Here is an 18,608-nt window from a genome sequence, read left to right as displayed (position 1 = left end):
TTTCCTGGAGCGGCTCACTTTCACCCATTGCGGCTTACGGTCTCGTCATAGTCGGACGTAGCTGGCGGCCAGTTTTTCGATCCGCCTAAAAATCGATCGCCCGGCCATTGATCTCGTAATCGCCGAAGCGGGCCGGCTCGGCGCCGCCGCGGCCGCCGCTCTCCGGCGGCAGCTCCAGCGGCTTCTGGTTCCTGCGTCGCTCCTCGGCTTCGGCAAGGGCGCGCTTCGCAGCCGGGGACAGCACCTTGCGCGGCGGCTCCGATCCGTCGGCCGTCGGTGTTTCGCTATTGTCGTTATCGGCGTCCTGCATGGCTTCTCCTGCCGGAAATATTGAAAATGGCTGGTGAATAACCAAATCATAATGCGCCGGTGCCGCGATTGAAAGCTTGTGACGGCAATCGGAGATGGAGATTCGCAATGAACCTCGTTCGCACTGCCATGTTGCTTGCCTTCATGACGGCGCTTTTCATGTTTGTCGGTTTTCTGATCGGCGGTCGGGCTGGCATGATGATCGCCTTCGTCATCGCCGCCGGCATGAATTTCTTCTCCTATTGGAATTCCGACCGCATGGTGCTTTCGGCCTATCGCGCCCAGCAAGTCGATGAGCGCAACGCGCCGGAATTCTTTGCGATCATCCGCGATCTCGCCGGCAATGCCGGCTTGCCGATGCCGAAGGTCTACCTCTACGACAGCCCGCAGCCGAATGCGTTTGCCACCGGCCGCAACCCTGAAAATGCCGCCGTCGCTGCGTCGACGGGCCTGCTCCAGGCATTGTCTCCGGAGGAAGTCGCCGGTGTAATGGCGCATGAGCTCGCCCATATTCAGAACCGCGACACGCTGACGATGACGATCACCGCCACGCTTGCCGGCGCGATCTCGATGCTCGGCAACTTCGCCTTCTTCTTCGGCGGCAACCGTGGAAACAACAACAATCCGCTCGGCTTCGTCGGCGTCCTCGTCGCGATGATCGTGGCGCCGCTTGCCGCCATGCTGGTGCAGATGGCGATCAGCCGCACACGCGAATATTCGGCCGACCGTCGCGGCGCCGAGATCTGCGGCAATCCGCTGTGGCTTGCTTCCGCACTCGGCAAGATTGCCCGCGGCGCAGCCCACGTGCCGAACGAGGATGCCGAGCGGAATCCTGCGACCGCGCATATGTTCATCATCAATCCGCTCTCCGGCGAGCGTATGGACAATCTGTTTTCGACGCATCCGAACACGGAAAACCGCATCGCTGCGCTGCAGCACATGGCGCAGGGCGGCATCAACGTCTCGACGCCGCCGGTTCGGGCTGCTAATCCGTCGCGCAAATCGCGCTCTGTTCCGGATACGGGTCTTGGTCGCGGTGGTTCACAACCGCCAAAAGGTCCATGGTCTTGAATTCAGACGGCACGAAGAAACCATTCCGCAAGCATCAGCCCTCCACTGAGCGATCCGCGCCGGCAAAACCCGGCATGCAGGCCCGGGCGGCAGCGGCAAAAATTCTCGCCGCCGTCGTCGATCGCAAACTGCCGCTCGACGGCGCCCTCGATCATGAACATGGCAATCCCGCCTACAAGGCGCTCGGCGAAAACGACCGGGCGCTGGTCCGCGCCATCCTGAACACGACGCTGCGCCATCTGCCGCGTATCGATGCCGCGATTGCAGCGCTGCTGGACTCGCCGCTGCCGGAAGGGGCACGCGCCCTGCACCATGTGCTCGCCATCGGGGCGGCGCAGATCCTCTATCTCGACGTGCCGGATCATTCGGCTGTCGATCTTGCCGTCGAGCAGGCCAATCAAGATCCGCGTAACCGGCGTTTCGCCAAGCTGGTCAATGCCATTCTTCGCCGGCTCGGCCGTGAGAAGGCTGAGGTGCTCGAAGAGATCGCCAAGGTCGCGCCGATGCCGGCCTGGTTCATCGCCAGGCTGGAAAAGGCCTATGGCCGGGACGCGGCGCTGGCGATTTCGGAATCGCAGCTCGAGCCGGCCGCGATTGATCTGACGGTCAAGTCAGACCCCGAAGGCTGGGCAAAGCGGCTGAACGGCGTGGCCCTGCCGACGGGCGGCGTGCGGCTTGCCGCCTTTGATGGCGGCATCCCTTCGCTCGAAGGCTTCGACGAGGGCGCGTGGTGGGTGCAGGATGCGGCCGCGAGCATCCCGGCGAAGCTTTTCGGCGATCTCTCGGGCAAACGTGCCGCCGATCTCTGCGCCGCGCCTGGCGGCAAGACGGCGCAGCTCATCCTTGCCGGCGGCGCGGTCACCGCCCTCGACCAGTCGGAAAGCCGGCTGAGACGGCTGCGGTCGAATCTCGACCGGCTCAGCCTAAAAGCGGAGACGATTGCCGCGGATCTGACGACATTCGAGCCAGCGGAGCGTTTCGATGCGATCCTGCTCGATGCCCCCTGCTCTTCCACCGGCACGACACGCCGGCACCCCGATGTGCTATGGACCAAGGGAGCTGAGGATATCGCCAGGCTGGCGGCGCTGCAGGAACGGCTGCTGCGTCACGCGCTGACCTTGCTGATGCCGGATGGAACGCTGGTTTTTTCGAATTGCTCGCTTGATCCTGCCGAAGGCGAGGAGGTCGTCGCCCGTGTTCTGGCCGATACCGCTGGGATCGAGCGCGTTCGGATCGATGCCGGCGATTGGCCCGGCCTCGAAGCGGCGATCACCCCGCTCGGCGAATTCCGCACGCTTCCCACCATGCTGAAAATGCCGGATGGCATCGCCTCCGGCCTCGATGGCTTTTATGCCGCCGTGCTGCGGCGGGTGGTCTGATTGCGGGCTCACGGGCGGGCGGCAAATCTCCCCTTGCAAGACGCTTCACATCCGCGCATGGCCTCGGATGAAGCCTGTTAATTGCGTATATTCGAACATTGTTACGAATCAATTCATTGTGGGCGATGAAATCGGCCGCTTTTCACCTATTCTTAACCACGAGGGTCAATAGACAATAGAATATGCAGTCCGGTCGGCGTTTTGCGAGCATGTATGTTCGGGAGGCTTGGCGGCGCGCCTTGCGCCGCGTCGCGTTGCTGCGCCTAAAACTCTTCCGCCATTCGATCAAGGTGCCCGAGCGTCTGATCGTCGCGCCGACCGATCTCCGCAGCATCGATTCGCATGTGGCCGACGAGATCCTCAACGGACGGTTTCTGTTGGCCGGGCGCATGCTGGAAACGGGTGGAAAGTCACCCTTCACCTTCACCCTGCCCTCGCGCCCCTTCGCGATCCGCCTTCACAGCTTCGGCTGGCTGCGGCACATGCGGGCGAACAAGACCGAGCGCAGTTCGACCGCAGCGCGCGCGATCGTCGACAGCTGGCTTTCCATCCATGCCGGCCGCATGGAGGGCATTGCCTGGGAGGTCGACGTTACCGCCCAGCGCGTCATCGCCTGGCTGTCGCATTCACCGGTCGTGCTGCAGAATGCCGACCGCGGCTTCTATCGCCGCTTCATGAAGTCGCTGGCGTTCCAGGTGAGGTTCCTGCATCGCATGGCGCCCTATACGCTTGGCGGCCTGGAACTGTTTCGGCTGCGGATCGCGCTCGCCATGGCCTCCGTCGCCATGCCTGCTCGCGCCTCTACCCTCAAAAGGGCGGCGCAGGCGCTCGACCGCGAATTCGATAGCCAGATTCTTCCGGATGGCGGTCATATCTCGCGCAATCCGCGCGTCGGGCTGGAATTGCTGCTCGATCTGCTGCCGCTCAGGCAAACCTATGTCAATCTCGGCCATGACCTGCCGCAGAAGCTGATCTCCGGCATCGACCGCATTTATCCGGCTCTGCGGTTCTTTCGCCATCAGGACGGCGACCTGGCGCTGTTCAACGGGGCGACCTCGACCCTGGCAAACGAGCTGATCTCGGTGCTGCGGTATGACGAGACCGCCGGCCAGCCCTTCAAGGCTTTGCCGCAGTCGCGCTATCAGCGGCTTTCCGGCGGAAAAACGGTGATCATTGCCGATGCCGGCACGCCGCCTTCGGGAGGCGCGCTGCGGACCGTGCATGCCGGCAGCCTGTCCTTCGAGATGTCGTCCGGCCGCCACCGCTTCATCGTCAATTCCGGTTCACCGAAATTTGCCGGGCACCGCTATGTCCAGATGGCGCGGACGTCGGCGGCGCATTCGACCGTCATCCTCAACGACACCTCGTCCAGCCGTTTTTCGCCCTCGCCCTTCCTCAATCATGCGATTACCGAACCGGTGCGAACCGTCACCGTCGAGCGTGCCGAAACCGAGGATGGACGCGACGGCATCAAGCTCAGCCATGACGGTTATATCAGGGCGTTCGGGGTGCTGCACGAGCGTGAACTGACGCTCAATGCCGCCGGCTCGATCGTGACCGGCCACGACCGGCTCGTCGTCCGGGAAGGATATGAGCATGACGAGCCGCTGAAGGCCGTCGCCCGTTTTCATATCCATCCCTCGATCGTCCTGCATCAGAGCGACAGCGAGTCCGTGCTGCTGACGGCGCCGGATGGCGAAAGCTGGCTGTTTTCCGCACCCGGCAATGAGGTGCTGATCGCCGAGGACATCTTCTTTGCCGACAGCTCCGGCATTTGCGGCTCCGACCAGATCGAGATCGACTTCGATCTCGCCGAGAAGACGGAAATCCGCTGGTTTTTGTCCCGCAAGGGATAGCACCTGTTTGCGCGGCGGCGAAGCTGTGCTAACGCGGCCTCAGAATGCGAACGTCCCTCGCGGATGTCTCCCGAAGCCCGAACGGAGAAGGTTCATGGCCGTCATTTCCAAGAAGATCCCCGCCCCCGACAAGGTCGAAATCAAGACCGCGCTGCTTTCCGTCTTCGACAAGACCGGGATCGTCGAGCTCGCCCAAGCCCTGTCTCAAAGAGGTGTGCGCCTGCTGTCGACCGGCGGCACCTACAAAGCGATCGCCGCTGCCGGCCTTGCCGTTACCGATGTCTCCGAAATCACCGGCTTTCCCGAGATCATGGACGGGCGAGTCAAGACGCTGCATCCGACGGTGCATGGCGGCCTGCTGGCGATCCGCGACGATAGCGAACACCAGGAGGCGATGAAGAAGCACGGCATCGAGGGTATCGACCTCGCCGTCATCAACCTCTACCCCTTCGAAGAAGTGCGTGCGGCCGGCGGCGACTATCCGACCACCGTCGAGAATATCGATATCGGCGGCCCGGCGATGATCCGCGCATCGGCCAAGAACCATGCCTATGTGACGACCCTGACCGATCCCAACGATTATGCCGAGCTCATTGAGCAGCTCTCCGCAGATGACGGCAAGACCGCCTATGCCTTCCGCCAGCGCATGGCCGCCAAGGCCTATGCCCGGACCGCCGCCTATGACGCGATGATTTCCAACTGGTTTGCAGAAGCGCTGTCGATCGATACGCCGGGCCACCGGGTCATCGGCGGCGCACTGAAGGAAGAGATGCGTTACGGCGAAAACCCGCACCAGAAGGCTGCCTTCTACGTCACCGGCGAGAAGCGCCCGGGGGTGTCGACGGCTGCCCTTCTCCAGGGCAAGCAGCTCTCCTACAACAACATCAACGATACCGATGCCGCCTATGAGCTGGTCGCCGAATTCCTGCCTGAGAAGGCGCCGGCCTGTGCCATCATCAAACATGCCAATCCCTGCGGCGTCGCCACCGGATCGAGCCTGGTCGAGGCCTATCGGCGGGCGCTTGCCTGCGACAGCGTTTCCGCCTTCGGCGGCATCATCGCGCTCAACCGGACACTGGATGCCGAAACCGCCGAGGAGATCGTCAAGCTCTTCACCGAAGTGATCATCGCACCCGATGTGACGGACGAGGCGAAGGCGATCGTCGCCCGCAAGCCGAACCTGCGGCTGCTGTCTGCCGGCGGCCTGCCCGATCCGCGCGCCGCGGGACTGACGGCAAAGACGGTTTCCGGCGGCCTGCTGGTCCAGAGCCGCGACAACGGCATGGTCGAGGATCTGGAGCTCAAGGTCGTCACCAAGCGGGCGCCGACGGCGCAGGAGCTCGATGACATGAAGTTCGCCTTCAAGGTTGGCAAACATGTGAAATCGAATGCCGTCGTTTACGCCAAGGACGGCCAGACGGCCGGTATCGGCGCCGGCCAGATGAGCCGGGTCGATTCCGCCCGCATCGCCGCGCTGAAGGCCGAAGAGGCGGCCAAGGCGCTCGGCCTTGCAGTGCCGATGACGCATGGGTCGGCGGTCGCCTCTGAAGCTTTCCTGCCGTTTGCCGACGGTCTTCTGTCGATGATCGCCGCAGGGGCGACGGCGGTCATCCAGCCGGGCGGCTCGATGCGCGACCAGGAAGTGATCGATGCCGCCAACGAACATGGTGTCGCGATGGTCTTCACCGGCATGCGTCATTTCCGTCACTGACGTGACAGCGACGACCGGCCCCGACGGGGGCGGTTGTCATGCCCGATCGGCCGGATAGGGCGTGCGGACTAGCAGCGCCAGCCCGCCGGCGAGGAACAGGATCAGCATTGCCATTCCAAGCCGCGGTGATCCGCTCAGATAGGTCACCAGCGAAAAGAGCAGCGTCGCCATGAAACTCGTGGCGCGCCCGGACAGCGCGTAGATGCCAAAGTAGCGGCCGGCTTCCTCGGGGCTGACGCTGCGGGCGAGATAGGAGCGCGACGAGGCCTGCACCGGCCCGAAGGCGAGCCCGATCAGCAGGCCGTAGAGGATATAGGCCTTCTCCGCCGCGGTGCCGAAGAGGCCGCCGGAATCCGCCGTCGGCAGCGGCAGCAGGCCGAACAGGGTGTAACCCGGCCCTGTCGAGATGATGCCGATGGTGGCGAGAAGCAGCATGGTGAGGCTGATGACGACGGTCACCTTCGAACCGACACCCTTGTCGATGCGGCCGGCGATCAGGCAGCCGAAGATCGCGACGACGTTCAGGATGATGCCGTAGATGCCGATCTCGATCGTCGCCCAGCCGAACATGCCGGCGGCGAAGATGCCGCCAAGGATTAGCAGGCCGTTGACGCCGTCCTGGTAGATCATGCGGGCGACGAGGAATGTCAGGATGCCGCGGCGCTCCTTGAGTTCGCCAAGCGTGTTTTTCAGTTCCCGCAGGCCTGAGCGGACGGCGGTGCCGAAGGGAAGGCCTCTACCGACATCCGGCGTGAAGAAGAACATCGGCAGGATGAAGATCAGATACCAGGCGGCCGAGATCGGCCCGGTGATGCGGGCATCCTGACCGGTCTTCGGATCGAGGCCGAACAGCGGATCGAGGCCGAGGATGGTCTTGCCGCTCTCAGGGCTCGCTGCCAGAAGCGTCACAACGGCGATGAGCACGATCATGCCGCCGAGATAACCGAGCCCCCAGGCGGTGTTGGAGAGCTTGCCGACCTCGTGCTTGGCGACCAGGCGCGGCATCATCGAATCGTTGAAGACGATCGAAAACTCGGCCGAGATCGAGGCGAGGATCATGAAAATGACCGGATAAAGCACCGGCGATCCGGGGGCTGCGAACCACAGGCAGAAGAGACTGACGATCTTGATGATCGCGAAGAATCCGATCCAGGGTTTGCGCGCGCCCGACTGGTCGGCGATCGAGCCGAGAATGGGCGAGAGCAGGGCGATGATCACCGAGGAGATCGTCGCCATGTTGCTCCACGTCGTCTGCGCGGACACCGGGTCATCGGTCAGGCGGGAAACGAAATAGGGACCGAAGATGAAGGTGGTGACCACAGTGAAGAAGGGCTGGGCTGCCCAATCGAAGAACATCCACCCCCAGATGCCCTTCTCCGTGGCTTTCGGCGGTTGCGTACCAGTCCAGTCAATGCGATTCAACACCCGCTCCTCTTTTGCAGCGGACTGTCTCACCTCCCCCGGTCGCGCGCAAGATCGGTCAGGATACCTGCAGCAACGGTAATACGCGCAAGGTTGGGATCGCCGCTGTCGCTGAGGCTCGAAAGCTCTTCGACGATGCGGTTGATGCGGATGCGGTCCTGTGCATGCCAGGCCTGAACAGGAAGCTTCTCCTTGCCGTGATCGGACAGGGCCGAGATGACGATATCGCGTCTGGCGCTGGCGATCTGGTCGATGCTGCGGGCAAGCGCCAGGTTCTCATAATGATCCGAGGTGAGAATCCGTCCGCCGGCTGCCAGCAGCCGGGCAATACGGAAAGTCTGCGACACCGCGAAGTAGTTTTCGGCGGCACGCACCAGGGGTTCGCCGGTGCGCTCGGCAATCTGCATGATCTCAGGCACCAGCGAGAAACTCTGGAGGTTGGCGATCTCGGCTGCGAGCTTTTCCGGCACGCCCGCCTGGCTATACTCCGCCTGACGTGCGGCGGCATCGCCGGCCGACTGCTCGGCGAAGGCAGGCTTCAGCTTCTTCAGGGCTGCCTGCAGCCGGCTAATCACCTCCGCCATATCCGCCTTGGTCATCCCGGTCTTCAACAGCAGCCGCGTCAATACGGTAAAGCTATGGCTGATTTCCTCGTAGATGCGGTTCTGCATCTCACCGGAAATCTTGCCGTCCAGAGCGTCCGTCTCGGACCAGAGCCGGGTCAGGTCAAAACCGTCGCGGGCGACGATCGCGGCGCGCACCACTTCCGGTGCCGAAGCCGCCGTCGCGTCCATCATGGCAACGGTGAAGCTCGGCCCGCCGCGGTTGATCGCTTCGTTGGCCAGCACTGTCGCGACAATTTCGCGCTTCAGGCGGTGACCTGATATATCGCCGGCGTTCGACTTCTGCATCTTGACGGGGAAATAATTCGAAAGCGTCGCGGCAAAATAGGGATCGTCCGGCAGATCGCCGGCGGCCAGCGCATCGAAGAGCACGATCTTGGCATAGGATACCAGCACGCCGATTTCCGGCCGCGTCAGCGGCTTAGCGGCGGCATAACGTTCGGCAAAGGTCTGTTCGTCCGGCAGCGTCTCGACCTTGCGGTTCAGCTGGCCGGCGCCCTCCAGCACGCTCATGAAACGGCCAAGCTCCAGGCCGTTGGCCGTGCCCTTGCGTTCCGTCAGCGAGATCGCCAGCGATTGCAGGTAATTGTTGCGTAGCACCAGGCTCGCCACTTCGCTGGTCATCGACGACAGAAGCTGGTCGCGTTTGGCGCGTGTCAGGCGCCCATCATGCATGGCGGCGGCCAGCGCGATCTTGATGTTGACCTCGACGTCCGAGGTGTTGACGCCGGCCGAATTGTCGATGGCGTCGGAATTGCAGCGCCCGCCCTTGAGACCATAGGCGATGCGGCCCTTCTGGGTGACGCCGAGGTTTGCGCCCTCGCCGATCACCTTGGCGCGCACCTCCGCCGCCGTGACGCGGATCGGGTCGTTGGCGCGGTCGCCGACTTCGGCGTCGGATTCGGACGGCGCCTTCACATAGGTGCCGATGCCGCCGAACCAGAGCAGGTCGACCGGGCTCTTCAGGATCGCCGTGATGATTTCGAAGGGCGTGGCGACGGCCTTGTCGATGCCGATCGCGGCTACCGCTTCCGGCGTCAGCGTGACCGATTTCATCGCACGGGAAATGATCATCGCACCCTTGGAGAGCACGCTTTTGTCGAAATCCTGCCAGCTCGAGCGCGGCAGGTCGAAGAGCCGCTGGCGTTCGGCGAGCGTCTTTGCCATATCGGGATCGGGATCGATGACGATATCGCGGTGATCGAAGGCAGCTATCAGCCGGATCTTCGGAGAGAGCAGCATGCCGTTGCCGAAAACGTCGCCGGACATGTCGCCGACACCGGCGACGGTAAAGGGCGTCGTCTGTATGTCGATATCCATTTCACGGAAATGGCGTTTGACGGTTTCCCATGCGCCGCGGGCGGTGATGCCCATCTTCTTGTGGTCGTAACCGGCCGAGCCGCCGGAGGCGAAGGCGTCGTCCAGCCAGAAGCCGGCTTCCTGCGCTAGCGCATTGGCGGTGTCGGAGAAGGTCGCGGTGCCCTTGTCGGCGGCGACCACGAAATAGGGGTCGTCGCCGTCGAGCCTGACGGTATCCTTCGGCGGCACGATCTCGGCGCCCGATATATTGTCGGTGATCGACAGCAGCGTGCGGATATAGGTCTTGTAAGCCTCGCGGCCGGCATTGAAGATCTCGTCGCGGCTGCCGCCGACGGGAAGCTTCTTCGGATAGAAGCCGCCCTTGGCGCCGACCGGCACGATGACCGCGTTCTTCACCTGTTGTGCCTTGACGAGGCCGAGCACCTCGGTGCGGTAATCCTCGGCGCGGTCCGACCAGCGCAGGCCACCACGCGCCACCTTGCCGAAGCGCAGGTGCACGCCTTCGACTTCGACGCCATAGACGAACATCTCGCGGAAGGGTCTCGGCTGCGGCAGCCCGTCGACCAGGTGCGGATCGAGCTTGAAGGCCAGCATCGGCTTCGGCGAACCATCGGCATTCTTCTGGAAATAATTGGTGCGCAGCGTCGCGTCGACGATATTGACGTAGCGGCGCAGGATACGGTCGTCATCGAGGCTCGGCACGTCGGCAAGCTCGGCTTCGATCGCCTGGTGCAGTTCGGCAAGCTTCTTGACGCGCGCCTTTTCCGAAAGGCTGGTGTCGAGCGTGCTATGGAACAGCCGGAAAATGGCGGCGGCAACAGCCGGATATTTGTCGAGTGTCGTTGCGATATAGTCCTGCGAATAGGCAATGCCGGCCTGGCGGAGATAACGTGCATAGGCGCGCAGCACATTCGTCTCGCGGGCCGAGAGCCCGGCCGAGAGGATCAGCCGGTTGAAACTGTCATTGTCGATCGTGCCGGCAAAGGCGGCGACGAAGGCTTCCTCAAGGGGGGCGCCGTAACGCTGCAGATCGATGTCGCCGCCGTTGCGGGACTCAAGCTCCATATCATGCAGCACGACGAGTTTCGTTTCGCCATCGGCGACCGGCACCCCGATGTCGAAGGTGCGTTCGCTGACGACATTGAAGCCGAGATTCTCAAGAAGCGGCACGCGGCGCGAGAGCGCCAGCTGGCCGCCGGCGTGGAAGATCTTCAGCGAAAGCGTACGGCCCTGCTCTTCCTGACGATGGTAGAACTGGATGCGAAGCGGCTCGCCGGCGGCGCAGGCGCCGATATCGGCGAGGTCGGCCACGGTTTCCTCAGGCGTGAAGCTATCCTGGAAGGCCTGATCGACCGATATCTTCGGCGCCTTGGCGCCGGCCAGCGCCTCGAAACGGTCGTCCCAGCGGGCGGTGATCTCGCGGATGACTTGCTCCAGCTTTGCCTGCGGAATGCGCGGCGTTTTGCCGCCGGAGCGGCCGATGATGAAATGCACGCGCGCAACGCCGCCTTCCGGGAAAGCCGGGTAATAGGCGGAGACACGACCGTCATAGACGGTCTTCAGATAGGTGCCGATCCGCTCGCGGACGATCGAGTCATATTCCTCGCGCGGCACGTAGACGATCACCGAGACGAAGCGGTCGAAATGGTCGATGCGCGGGAGGACGCGCACGCGCGGACGGTCGGCCAGGTCGTTGATCTGCTCGGCAAAATTGGCCAGCAGCGTCGTGTCGATCTGGAAAAGGTCATCGCGCGGATAGGATTCCAGCGTGTTGTCGAGCATGCGGCCGGAATGGCTCATCGGGTCGAAGCCGAAATGTTCCTTCACCTTCTCGATCTTGGAACGCAGCAACGGGATTTCGGAGGCGAGCGAGGTATAGGCCGTCGAAGTGAAAAGCCCGACGATGCGCAGTTCGCCGGTGACGTTGCCCTCAGCATCGAAGCGTTTGACGCCGACATAGTCCATATAGGCCCGGCGGTGGACGATGGATTTCACATTCGCCTTGGTGACGATCAGGAAGTCGGGGCCGTCGAGGAAGGCCAGGATCTCAGGCGTCGTCGTCACAGCGTCCTTGCCGGTGCGCAGCACCAGAACATCGGGGTTGGAGAGGATGCCGAGGCCGGCGCCCTTGTCGCGTTCGACCTTGGCATCCGAACCCTTGCCGGAATAGACATATTCACGCATCCCGAGGAAGGTGAAATTCTCGTCGCGCAGCCATGTCAGGAAGGCGACGGCTTCATCGCGATCGACTTTCTTCCGGCTGGCGCCATTGGCTGAGAGTTCGGCGATCACCCCGTCGATCTTGGAAAGCATCGGCTTCCAGTCGGACACAGACAGGCGGACCTGTTCGAGCACGGTTTCGACGCGTTTCACGAGATCTGCGGCCTGGGCGGAATTGAGCGGCGCAATATGGAGCTGGATATGGCTGACGCGATTGGCCGGGTCGCTCGGGTGATCGGCCGAATAGAGCGCAGGCGCCTTGCCCTTCTCCATGACCACGATGGGATGCACGGCCATGAATAGGTCGCGATAAGTGCTCGTCACTTCACCCATGACCGATTCAAACAGGAAAGGCATGTTCCGGTCGGTGACCGAAAGCACCGAAACGGCAATGCCATCGGGCGTCACATCGGCGATGGTGTCGATGCTGACGCGGGGCGCCTTGCCGTTCCAGGCTGCGAGTTCCTTTGCCGAATGCAGGGCGGAGAGCGCCAGCATCTCAGGCGTATAGAGTTCGAGATCGTCATTGCTGGCCCGTCCGAAGAGAATTTCCGGATCGAGATGCGCTTCGCCCGTCGCCTTGGCGATCTTGCGCGCGCTTTCGATCTGCTTTTCTCGTTTCGGATTGTTTCTGGCAGCCATGAATCGCCTCCCGCAATGAACTGGTTTTCTGCAAGCTAGCAGAAGATTTCGCGAAAAAATCTCTAAAATGCGGCCTTGAGGGACCGTTTCGACGCTTTTTTGAGGCTGGAAATGGGAAATTGTCAGAGAATTTTCCGATTTCGTGGCCAAAACGAACGGGTGGATCCCCTTTTTGTTTTTCGTTGCGCCGCACATTTCCATGCTCCCATGAAGAATGGTTGACAGCGTGGCGTCAAAAAGATCATCAAACGCGATCATCATTCGGATCTTGTATCATGTCGGAAAATGCAGCGGGCGCAGTCATCGTCATTTCGAGTCATGTGGTGCGCGGCTCGGTTGGAAACCGGGCGGCCGTCTTTGCGCTGGAGACGCTTGGTCATCCGGTCTGGGCGCTGCCGACCATCGTCCTGCCTTGGCATCCCGGCCACGGCCGCTCGACGCGGCTGACGTTTGCCGAAGCCGATTTCGACGCGGCGATCGACGATCTGATCCGGGCGCCGTGGATCGGCGAAGTGAGGGCAGTGCTTTCCGGCTATTTTGGCAATGCCGCCCAGGCGCGCTCCGTCGCCCGGCTGATTGCTGCGCTCAGGCAAGATAATCCCGAGCTGCTTTATGTCTGCGATCCGGTCATGGGCGATCTCGGCGGTCTCTACGTGCCGGAAGCAACCGCGGAGGCCATTCGCGACCATCTCATCCCGCTCGCTTCGCTGGCGACACCGAACCGCTACGAACTCGCATGGCTGTCCGGGGCAGCCCTCGAAGACAACAGCGCGATCATGGAGGCGGCGCTGGCGCTCGGGCCGTCGCGCATGCTCGTCACCTCGGCCGTGCCGATGATGGCAGGCGGTACCGGCAATCTCTATCTTTCCGGCCGTCACGCGCTTCTTGCCGAGCACCGTGTCGTCGAAAACCCGCCGAACGGTCTCGGCGACCTGCTTGCCGCCGTCTTCCTGTCGCGCCTGCTTTCCGGTCTCGAGGACGAAAAGGCGCTGCAGCTTGCCACGGCAAGCGTCTTCGAGGTGCTGGCGCGCGCGGTCAAGCGCGGCAGCAACGAGCTGATGCTGGCGAGCGATGCTTCCAGCCTTTCGACGCCGATGGCCATGGTGCAGATGCGGCGGCTCGTACATCCGGCGCAGCGGCGGAAAAAATGACGCATTCGCTGATGCGTTCATTTTGCGGTGCAGCAGTTGATCTTGTCTTCGGCGCGCGCTAATCCAGAAAGCATGCAGCGTTTTCCACATTCCCTTCTGGACGGTTACCGCAACTTCATGAACGGGCGTTATGCCGACGCCCGCGACCGGTATCGGCTGCTTGCCGAAAACGGCCAGAGTCCCAGCACGCTGGTGATTGCCTGTTCGGATTCCCGTGCGGCACCGGAGCTGATCTTCGATGCCGGCCCGGGTGAGCTCTTCGTCATCCGCAATGTCGCCAACATGGTGCCGCCCTACGAGCCGGACGGTCATTTCCATTCGACGTCGGCCGCGCTCGAATTTGCGGTGCAGGCACTGAAGGTCTCGGATATCGTCGTGATGGGCCATGGCCGCTGCGGCGGCATCCGCGCGGCGCTCGATCCGAATGCCGAGCCGCTGTCGCCCGGCGATTTCATCGGCCGCTGGATGTCGCTGGTCAAGCCCGCCGCCGAGCAGATCCAGAGCAATGACGTGATGACGGCCGCCGAGCGTCAGACGGCGCTGGAGCGTGTCTCGATCCGCAATTCGATAGACAATCTCAGAAGCTTTCCCGACATCAAGGCGCTCGAAGAAGCGGGAAAAGTGCATCTTCACGGCGCCTGGTTCGACATCTCGACCGGTGAACTCTGGGTGATGGACGCCGAGACACGCGACTTTATTCGTCCCGAAATCTAGGGATCTGCCGCTTTATCAGTTTATTAAGAATTGCTGCTAAGATTGCCGGCAATTGGTCGCGCACGACCGACGTTTTGATCACCGTGACGATTGGCGATGAAGTTCGAGACCATAAAAAGGGTTATCCTGGCCGCCATCATGCTGCCCTTTGTCTTCATGCTCATTGAAGGCGTCGTCGTCATACGGACTTCGGTCAAGCAATACAGGGATCTCGAGAAAGACCGGCAGTTCGCCGACGTGCTCGCCCGCGGCGGCTCCATCGCCGCCACGGAGATCCTCAGTGAAATCGGCGCCACTCGGCTTTATCTCGCGCATCCCGGCAGCAAGACTGCCGCCGATATGCAGCAAAGCCGGTTGACGCTCGATCGCGAACGCCTTGCCTTCTATGCCAGCCTGCCCTCCCGCGATACGCTCGACGACGGGCTTGTGGAAGAATTGTCGATGCTCAGCCTTGCTTACAGCCGCATCGTCGCTGCGCGCAGCGGCGTCGACCAGGGCCGTTATGTCGGCAGCGATCCCGGGTCGATCTACTGGTATGCAGCTCTGAAGCAGCTTGCCGTCGTCGATGCGCTTTCACCGCTGATCAGCGATCCGGTGCTGCTCGAGAAATCCAACCAGCTGATGGGCATCATGCTGACCTATTACGGCGAAAGGCTGATTACCGGTGTCGGCACCCGATACCTCGATCATGGCGTTTCCGCCCGATTTCCGGTGGAGCTGTTCATACAGGGCAAGGTCATGCTCGGTGAGGGCATGGACCACATGGTCTTTCATTCGGCGGCACCGATCGTGCGCGACATCGTCACCTATCTCGATCGCCGCGACCAGATAAAGGCGAATGCGATCACCGATGCCATCCTCGCCGGATCGCGGCCGACGCGCGCGGTGCGCGACGTCTGGGCCACTGCACAAAGCGAACGCATGAGTTTCCTGCAGCAGAAGATGATCGAGGCGGCGAGAGATATTCACGAGACCGGCGAAAACTTTTCGACGCTCTCGCATTTACATCTGACGCGGATCCTGGCGCTGTGCGCCGGCCTGCTCATTCTCGCGACATTGGTGATGGTGCTCGCGGCAAGGGGTCTGCGCCTGATCGACCGGCTGACGCGGGACCGGGAGACGCTGGTCGGCGAGTTGCGCAATGCCGCCCAGACCGATCTCCTGACCGGTCTTTACAACCGGCGCGGCTTCGAGTTCGCAGCATCGGCCCTACTGACGCAGGCCGAGCACGGATCACGCTGGATTTCCGTCGTGCTCTTCGACCTCGATCATTTCAAGAAGATCAATGATATCAACGGCCATGACGCCGGCGATGTTGTGCTCCGGCATGTCGCAGGCGTCGCGCGCGAGAATTTCCGCTCCTTCGATCTGCTGGTGCGCCATGGCGGCGAGGAGTTCCTGGCACTTCTGCCGGATTCGACGCCCGACGATGCGGCAATCGTTGCCGAGCGCGTGCGGCTGGCGATCGAGGCGGCGGAAATCCCCTTGGAGAACGGCGATATTCTCAAGGCGACGGCAAGTTTCGGATGCGCCGGCCGGGCAAATGAAGCCGCTAACCGGAACTTCGAAGATCTGGTCAAACGCGCCGATCTGGCGCTCTACGCCGCCAAGGCCTCCGGCCGCAATTGCGTCGTTTCGGGGCCGATCGTGCCGGCACAGGAGGAGCGCCGTAAGACGGCGTCCGGCGGCGGCTTTGATTCGCGCATATGAAAAACGCCGCATGTCGCAGCGCGTTTTCGAATATCATTGCCGATGAAGGCTTAAAGCTCTGTACGTTATCCCGGAACCGCTGTACCGGGCGACATGCATTATCTGCCGGCGTCGATCTGCTGGCCGATATAGGCGATCGCCTGCTGGTAGACGCTGGCGGCGTTCCAGCCCTGGATGGCGACGAAATTCGGCTCTCCCGGCTGATAACCGGCGCCGGCGCGCCAGCCATGGCCCTTGAGGAAATTCGCCGTCGAGGCCAGCGCATCGGCGCGGGAACCGACCATGTCGACGCGGCCGTCGCCATCGCCGTCGGCGCCGAAGCGCACGACGTTGCGCGGCAGGAACTGCGTCTGGCCGATTTCACCATGGGCAGCACCCTTGGCCTGCGGGCTCAGATACCCCTCGGAGACGAGCTGGAGCGCGGCATAGAGCTGGTCGGTGAAATAGTCCGAACGGCGGCAGTCATAGGCGAGCGTCGAAACGGCCGACAGCGTATGCTGGTTGCCCATATAGCTGCCAAAACCGGTCTCCATGCCCCAGATCGCGATCAGCGGGCCGGCCGGAACGCCGAAGCGGCGTTCGATCGAGGCAAAAAGCGCCTGGTTGGCAGCCTTCATGCTGCGGCCGCGGGAAATGACGGTGGCACCGCCGCGTTTCTGCATGAAGGCGTCAAAGGAGAGCTTGAAGCTTTTCTGGCCGCGGTCTGCGGCGATTGTCGGCTTGTTGTAGTTGACGTTGGCGAAGGCGCGGCTGAGCACCGATTGGCTGACGCCATTGGCCGCTGCCGTCTGTTTGAAATCGGCGACCCAGGCGTCGAAGCCGGCGCTGGTATTGCCACATTGCGGTCCTTGCGCGAACGCCGGCACCGCATGGAGGACGCCGATTGCCGCAACGGCCGCCAGAAACAACTTTGTCATGCGCATTGAGAAAACCCCGCTCTCGATCTGCATAGATTTTAGGCGGGCAAGAGAATGCCAGCCGCTCGCGATTTTGTCACGATCACCTTTTGGCGAGCGCTTATGCAGTTGGATTTGCCCCGGAAAAGCCCCGCTCGCTGAGCAGGGCTTAACATCTTATGGTTTACAAATGGTATCAGGCTGCTTGCTTGCGCGGCTTGACCAGGCCTCGATTGACAAGCAGCTCGGCGATCTGGATGGCGTTCAATGCCGCACCCTTGCGCAGATTGTCGGAGACCACCCAGATGTTGAGGCCGTTTTCGACCGTCGCATCCTCGCGGATGCGCGAGATGTAGGTCGCATCTTCGCCAGCGGATTCATAAGGCGTGATGTAGCCGCCGTTCTCGCGCTTGTCGATGACGAGGCAGCCCGGCGCGTCGCGCAGGATGTCGCGGGCCTGGTCGGCTGTGATCTCGTTTTCGAATTCGATGTTGACCGATTCCGAATGGCCGATGAAGACGGGAACGCGCACTGCCGTGCAGGTCACCTTGATCTTTGGATCCAGCATCTTCTTCGTCTCGGCCAGCACCTTCCACTCTTCCTTGGTATAGCCGTCTTCCATGAAGCTATCGATGTGCGGAATGACGTTGAAGGCGATACGCTTGGTGAACTTCTTGTTCTCGATCGGATCGGCGACGAAGACGGCGCGCGTCTGATTGAACAGCTCGTCCATGCCGTCCTTGCCGGCGCCGGAGACCGACTGATAGGTCGAGACGACGACACGCTTGATCTTGGCGAAATCGTGCAGCGGCTTCAGCGCCACCACCAGCTGGGCGGTCGAGCAATTCGGATTGGCGATGATGTTGCGCTTGGTGAACTGCGTGATCGCGTCCGGGTTCACTTCCGGCACGATCAGCGGCACGTCGGCGTCGTAACGCCAGGCCGACGAATTGTCGATGACGATGCAGCCCTGCTGGCCGATCTTCGGCGAGTACTTCTTGGAAACCTCGCCGCCGGCCGACATCAGGCAGATATCGGTATCGGAGAAATCGTAATTCTCCAGATTGGAGACCTTCAGTGTCCGGTCACCATAGGAAACCTCGGTGCCCTGCGAACGCGAGGAGGCGAGCGCCACGACCTCATCGGCGGGGAAGCCGCGTTCGGAGAGGATGTTGAGCATCTCCCGGCCGACATTCCCGGTGGCTCCCGCAATTGCTACTTTGAAACCCATTTCTCAAGCTCTCTTTCTCTTCTCTCCTCTTGTCCGGTGAGGGGAAAGGCGCGACGGATCGCGTCTTCCTGTCCCCAGCCGAGCCGGGGAGAGAGCGGCAGGCCAGAGACGTCAGACGGTTTTCGTCGTCGTTTTGGCCTTGGTTTTGGCAGAAACCGGAACGGCAATATCCACCCCGGCAACCCGTGCCCGGTCATTGCACTCAGCAATGGCGTGTTCGTCGCGAACCATGGAGATTCCTTTTCCGCTGTTGCTCTTAGAAGGTTTTCCACAGGAGTCAAGGTTTTTGCGCTGAAAGCCCATGGCCGGAGAGAGTGGTCGCGACACTGCGACCTTTTGTCATGCCGTTGTCA

At 62.1% G+C, this 18,608-nt stretch carries 13 protein-coding genes; 7 read left to right on the top strand and 6 right to left on the bottom strand.

All coding sequences use genetic code 11. The annotated features are described in order from the left end of the window. Positions 1-85 precede the first annotated feature (85 nt). On the bottom strand, positions 86-310 hold the full coding sequence (locus RLEG4DRAFT_RS32510) for a DUF1674 domain-containing protein (RefSeq protein WP_003583205.1): 225 nt from the start codon (positions 308-310) through the stop codon (positions 86-88). Between the two features lie 107 nt (positions 311-417). Between RLEG4DRAFT_RS32510 and htpX the strand changes: the two genes are divergently transcribed. The 4 genes from htpX to purH all read left to right on the top strand — a co-directional run bounded on the left by htpX (position 418) and on the right by purH (position 6,326). Further along, positions 418-1,380, top strand: coding sequence for a zinc metalloprotease HtpX (gene htpX, locus RLEG4DRAFT_RS32505; RefSeq protein WP_003583203.1), 963 nt, complete (start codon positions 418-420; stop codon positions 1,378-1,380). Further along, complete coding sequence (locus RLEG4DRAFT_RS32500; protein ID WP_003583201.1) at positions 1,371-2,759, top strand: RsmB/NOP family class I SAM-dependent RNA methyltransferase; 1,389 nt, start codon at positions 1,371-1,373, stop codon at positions 2,757-2,759. The genes htpX and RLEG4DRAFT_RS32500 overlap by 10 nt, the downstream gene beginning before the upstream one ends. A 182-nt stretch (positions 2,760-2,941) precedes the next feature. Then, a complete protein-coding gene (locus tag RLEG4DRAFT_RS32495; RefSeq protein ID WP_037094464.1) occupies positions 2,942-4,615 on the top strand; it encodes a heparinase II/III family protein in 1,674 nt (557 codons plus the stop codon). Positions 4,616-4,709: 94 nt separating this feature from the next. Beyond that, the gene (gene purH / locus RLEG4DRAFT_RS32490) at positions 4,710-6,326 is read left to right on the top strand and encodes a bifunctional phosphoribosylaminoimidazolecarboxamide formyltransferase/IMP cyclohydrolase (RefSeq protein WP_003583199.1); all 1,617 of its coding nucleotides are present in this window, start codon (positions 4,710-4,712) and stop codon (positions 6,324-6,326) included. A 36-nt stretch (positions 6,327-6,362) separates the two neighbouring features. Here purH and RLEG4DRAFT_RS32485 read toward each other — a convergent pair whose 3' ends face one another. Further along, entirely contained in the window at positions 6,363-7,751 is a 1,389-nt protein-coding gene (locus RLEG4DRAFT_RS32485) for an MFS transporter (protein ID WP_171898254.1), read from the bottom strand. 26 nt (positions 7,752-7,777) lie between these two features. Then, positions 7,778-12,553, bottom strand: coding sequence for an NAD-glutamate dehydrogenase (locus RLEG4DRAFT_RS32480; RefSeq protein WP_003583197.1), 4,776 nt, complete (start codon positions 12,551-12,553; stop codon positions 7,778-7,780). 275 nt (positions 12,554-12,828) lie between these two features. Between RLEG4DRAFT_RS32480 and pdxY the strand changes: the two genes are divergently transcribed. From pdxY to RLEG4DRAFT_RS32465, 3 genes are all read left to right on the top strand, one after another. After that, positions 12,829-13,704 (top strand): pyridoxal kinase PdxY, encoded by an 876-nt coding sequence (gene pdxY / locus RLEG4DRAFT_RS32475; protein ID WP_003583196.1) that lies wholly within the window; start codon positions 12,829-12,831, stop codon positions 13,702-13,704. Between the two features lie 72 nt (positions 13,705-13,776). Continuing rightward, positions 13,777-14,418: a carbonic anhydrase gene (locus tag RLEG4DRAFT_RS32470; protein WP_003583195.1), complete on the top strand. Its 642-nt coding sequence runs from the start codon at positions 13,777-13,779 to the stop codon at positions 14,416-14,418. A gap of 96 nt (positions 14,419-14,514) precedes the next feature. Next, positions 14,515-16,128 carry a GGDEF domain-containing protein gene (locus tag RLEG4DRAFT_RS32465; protein ID WP_003583194.1) on the top strand — a complete coding sequence of 538 codons (1,614 nt, stop codon included), beginning with the start codon at positions 14,515-14,517 and terminating at the stop codon, positions 16,126-16,128. A gap of 98 nt (positions 16,129-16,226) precedes the next feature. On the opposite strand, the gene RLEG4DRAFT_RS32460 is transcribed toward RLEG4DRAFT_RS32465, so the two are convergent. The 3 genes from RLEG4DRAFT_RS32460 to RLEG4DRAFT_RS58745 form a co-directional block, all read right to left on the bottom strand. Next, positions 16,227-17,051, bottom strand: coding sequence for a lytic murein transglycosylase (locus tag RLEG4DRAFT_RS32460; RefSeq protein WP_037094971.1), 825 nt, complete (start codon positions 17,049-17,051; stop codon positions 16,227-16,229). Between the two features lie 169 nt (positions 17,052-17,220). After that, the gene (locus tag RLEG4DRAFT_RS32455) at positions 17,221-18,255 is read right to left on the bottom strand and encodes an aspartate-semialdehyde dehydrogenase (protein WP_003583192.1); all 1,035 of its coding nucleotides are present in this window, start codon (positions 18,253-18,255) and stop codon (positions 17,221-17,223) included. 111 nt (positions 18,256-18,366) lie between these two features. Then, positions 18,367-18,582, bottom strand: a complete 216-nt coding sequence (locus RLEG4DRAFT_RS58745; RefSeq protein ID WP_003583191.1) for a hypothetical protein — start codon at positions 18,580-18,582, stop codon at positions 18,367-18,369. Positions 18,583-18,608 lie beyond the last annotated feature (26 nt).

This window comes from Rhizobium leguminosarum bv. trifolii WSM2297 (assembly GCF_000271845.1).
Note: the sequence above shows the minus strand (reverse complement) of the source record. Positions and strands in the feature narration are given on the sequence as shown.

What these genes read in the sequence shown, in the direction of transcription:
- htpX (WP_003583203.1), top strand. Translation starts at nt 418, where the DNA reads ATGAACCTCGTTCGCACTGCCATGTTGCTTGCCTTCATGACGGCGCTT.
- RLEG4DRAFT_RS32465 (WP_003583194.1), top strand. Translation starts at nt 14,515, where the DNA reads ATGAAGTTCGAGACCATAAAAAGGGTTATCCTGGCCGCCATCATGCTG.
- RLEG4DRAFT_RS32495 (WP_037094464.1), top strand. Translation starts at nt 2,942, where the DNA reads ATGCAGTCCGGTCGGCGTTTTGCGAGCATGTATGTTCGGGAGGCTTGG.
- pdxY (WP_003583196.1), top strand. Translation starts at nt 12,829, where the DNA reads ATGTCGGAAAATGCAGCGGGCGCAGTCATCGTCATTTCGAGTCATGTG.
- RLEG4DRAFT_RS32500 (WP_003583201.1), top strand. Translation starts at nt 1,371, where the DNA reads ATGGTCTTGAATTCAGACGGCACGAAGAAACCATTCCGCAAGCATCAG.
- RLEG4DRAFT_RS32480 (WP_003583197.1), bottom strand. Translation starts at nt 12,553, where the DNA reads ATGGCTGCCAGAAACAATCCGAAACGAGAAAAGCAGATCGAAAGCGCG.
- RLEG4DRAFT_RS32455 (WP_003583192.1), bottom strand. Translation starts at nt 18,255, where the DNA reads ATGGGTTTCAAAGTAGCAATTGCGGGAGCCACCGGGAATGTCGGCCGG.
- RLEG4DRAFT_RS32460 (WP_037094971.1), bottom strand. Translation starts at nt 17,051, where the DNA reads ATGCGCATGACAAAGTTGTTTCTGGCGGCCGTTGCGGCAATCGGCGTC.
- purH (WP_003583199.1), top strand. Translation starts at nt 4,710, where the DNA reads ATGGCCGTCATTTCCAAGAAGATCCCCGCCCCCGACAAGGTCGAAATC.
- RLEG4DRAFT_RS32510 (WP_003583205.1), bottom strand. Translation starts at nt 310, where the DNA reads ATGCAGGACGCCGATAACGACAATAGCGAAACACCGACGGCCGACGGA.
- RLEG4DRAFT_RS32470 (WP_003583195.1), top strand. Translation starts at nt 13,777, where the DNA reads ATGCAGCGTTTTCCACATTCCCTTCTGGACGGTTACCGCAACTTCATG.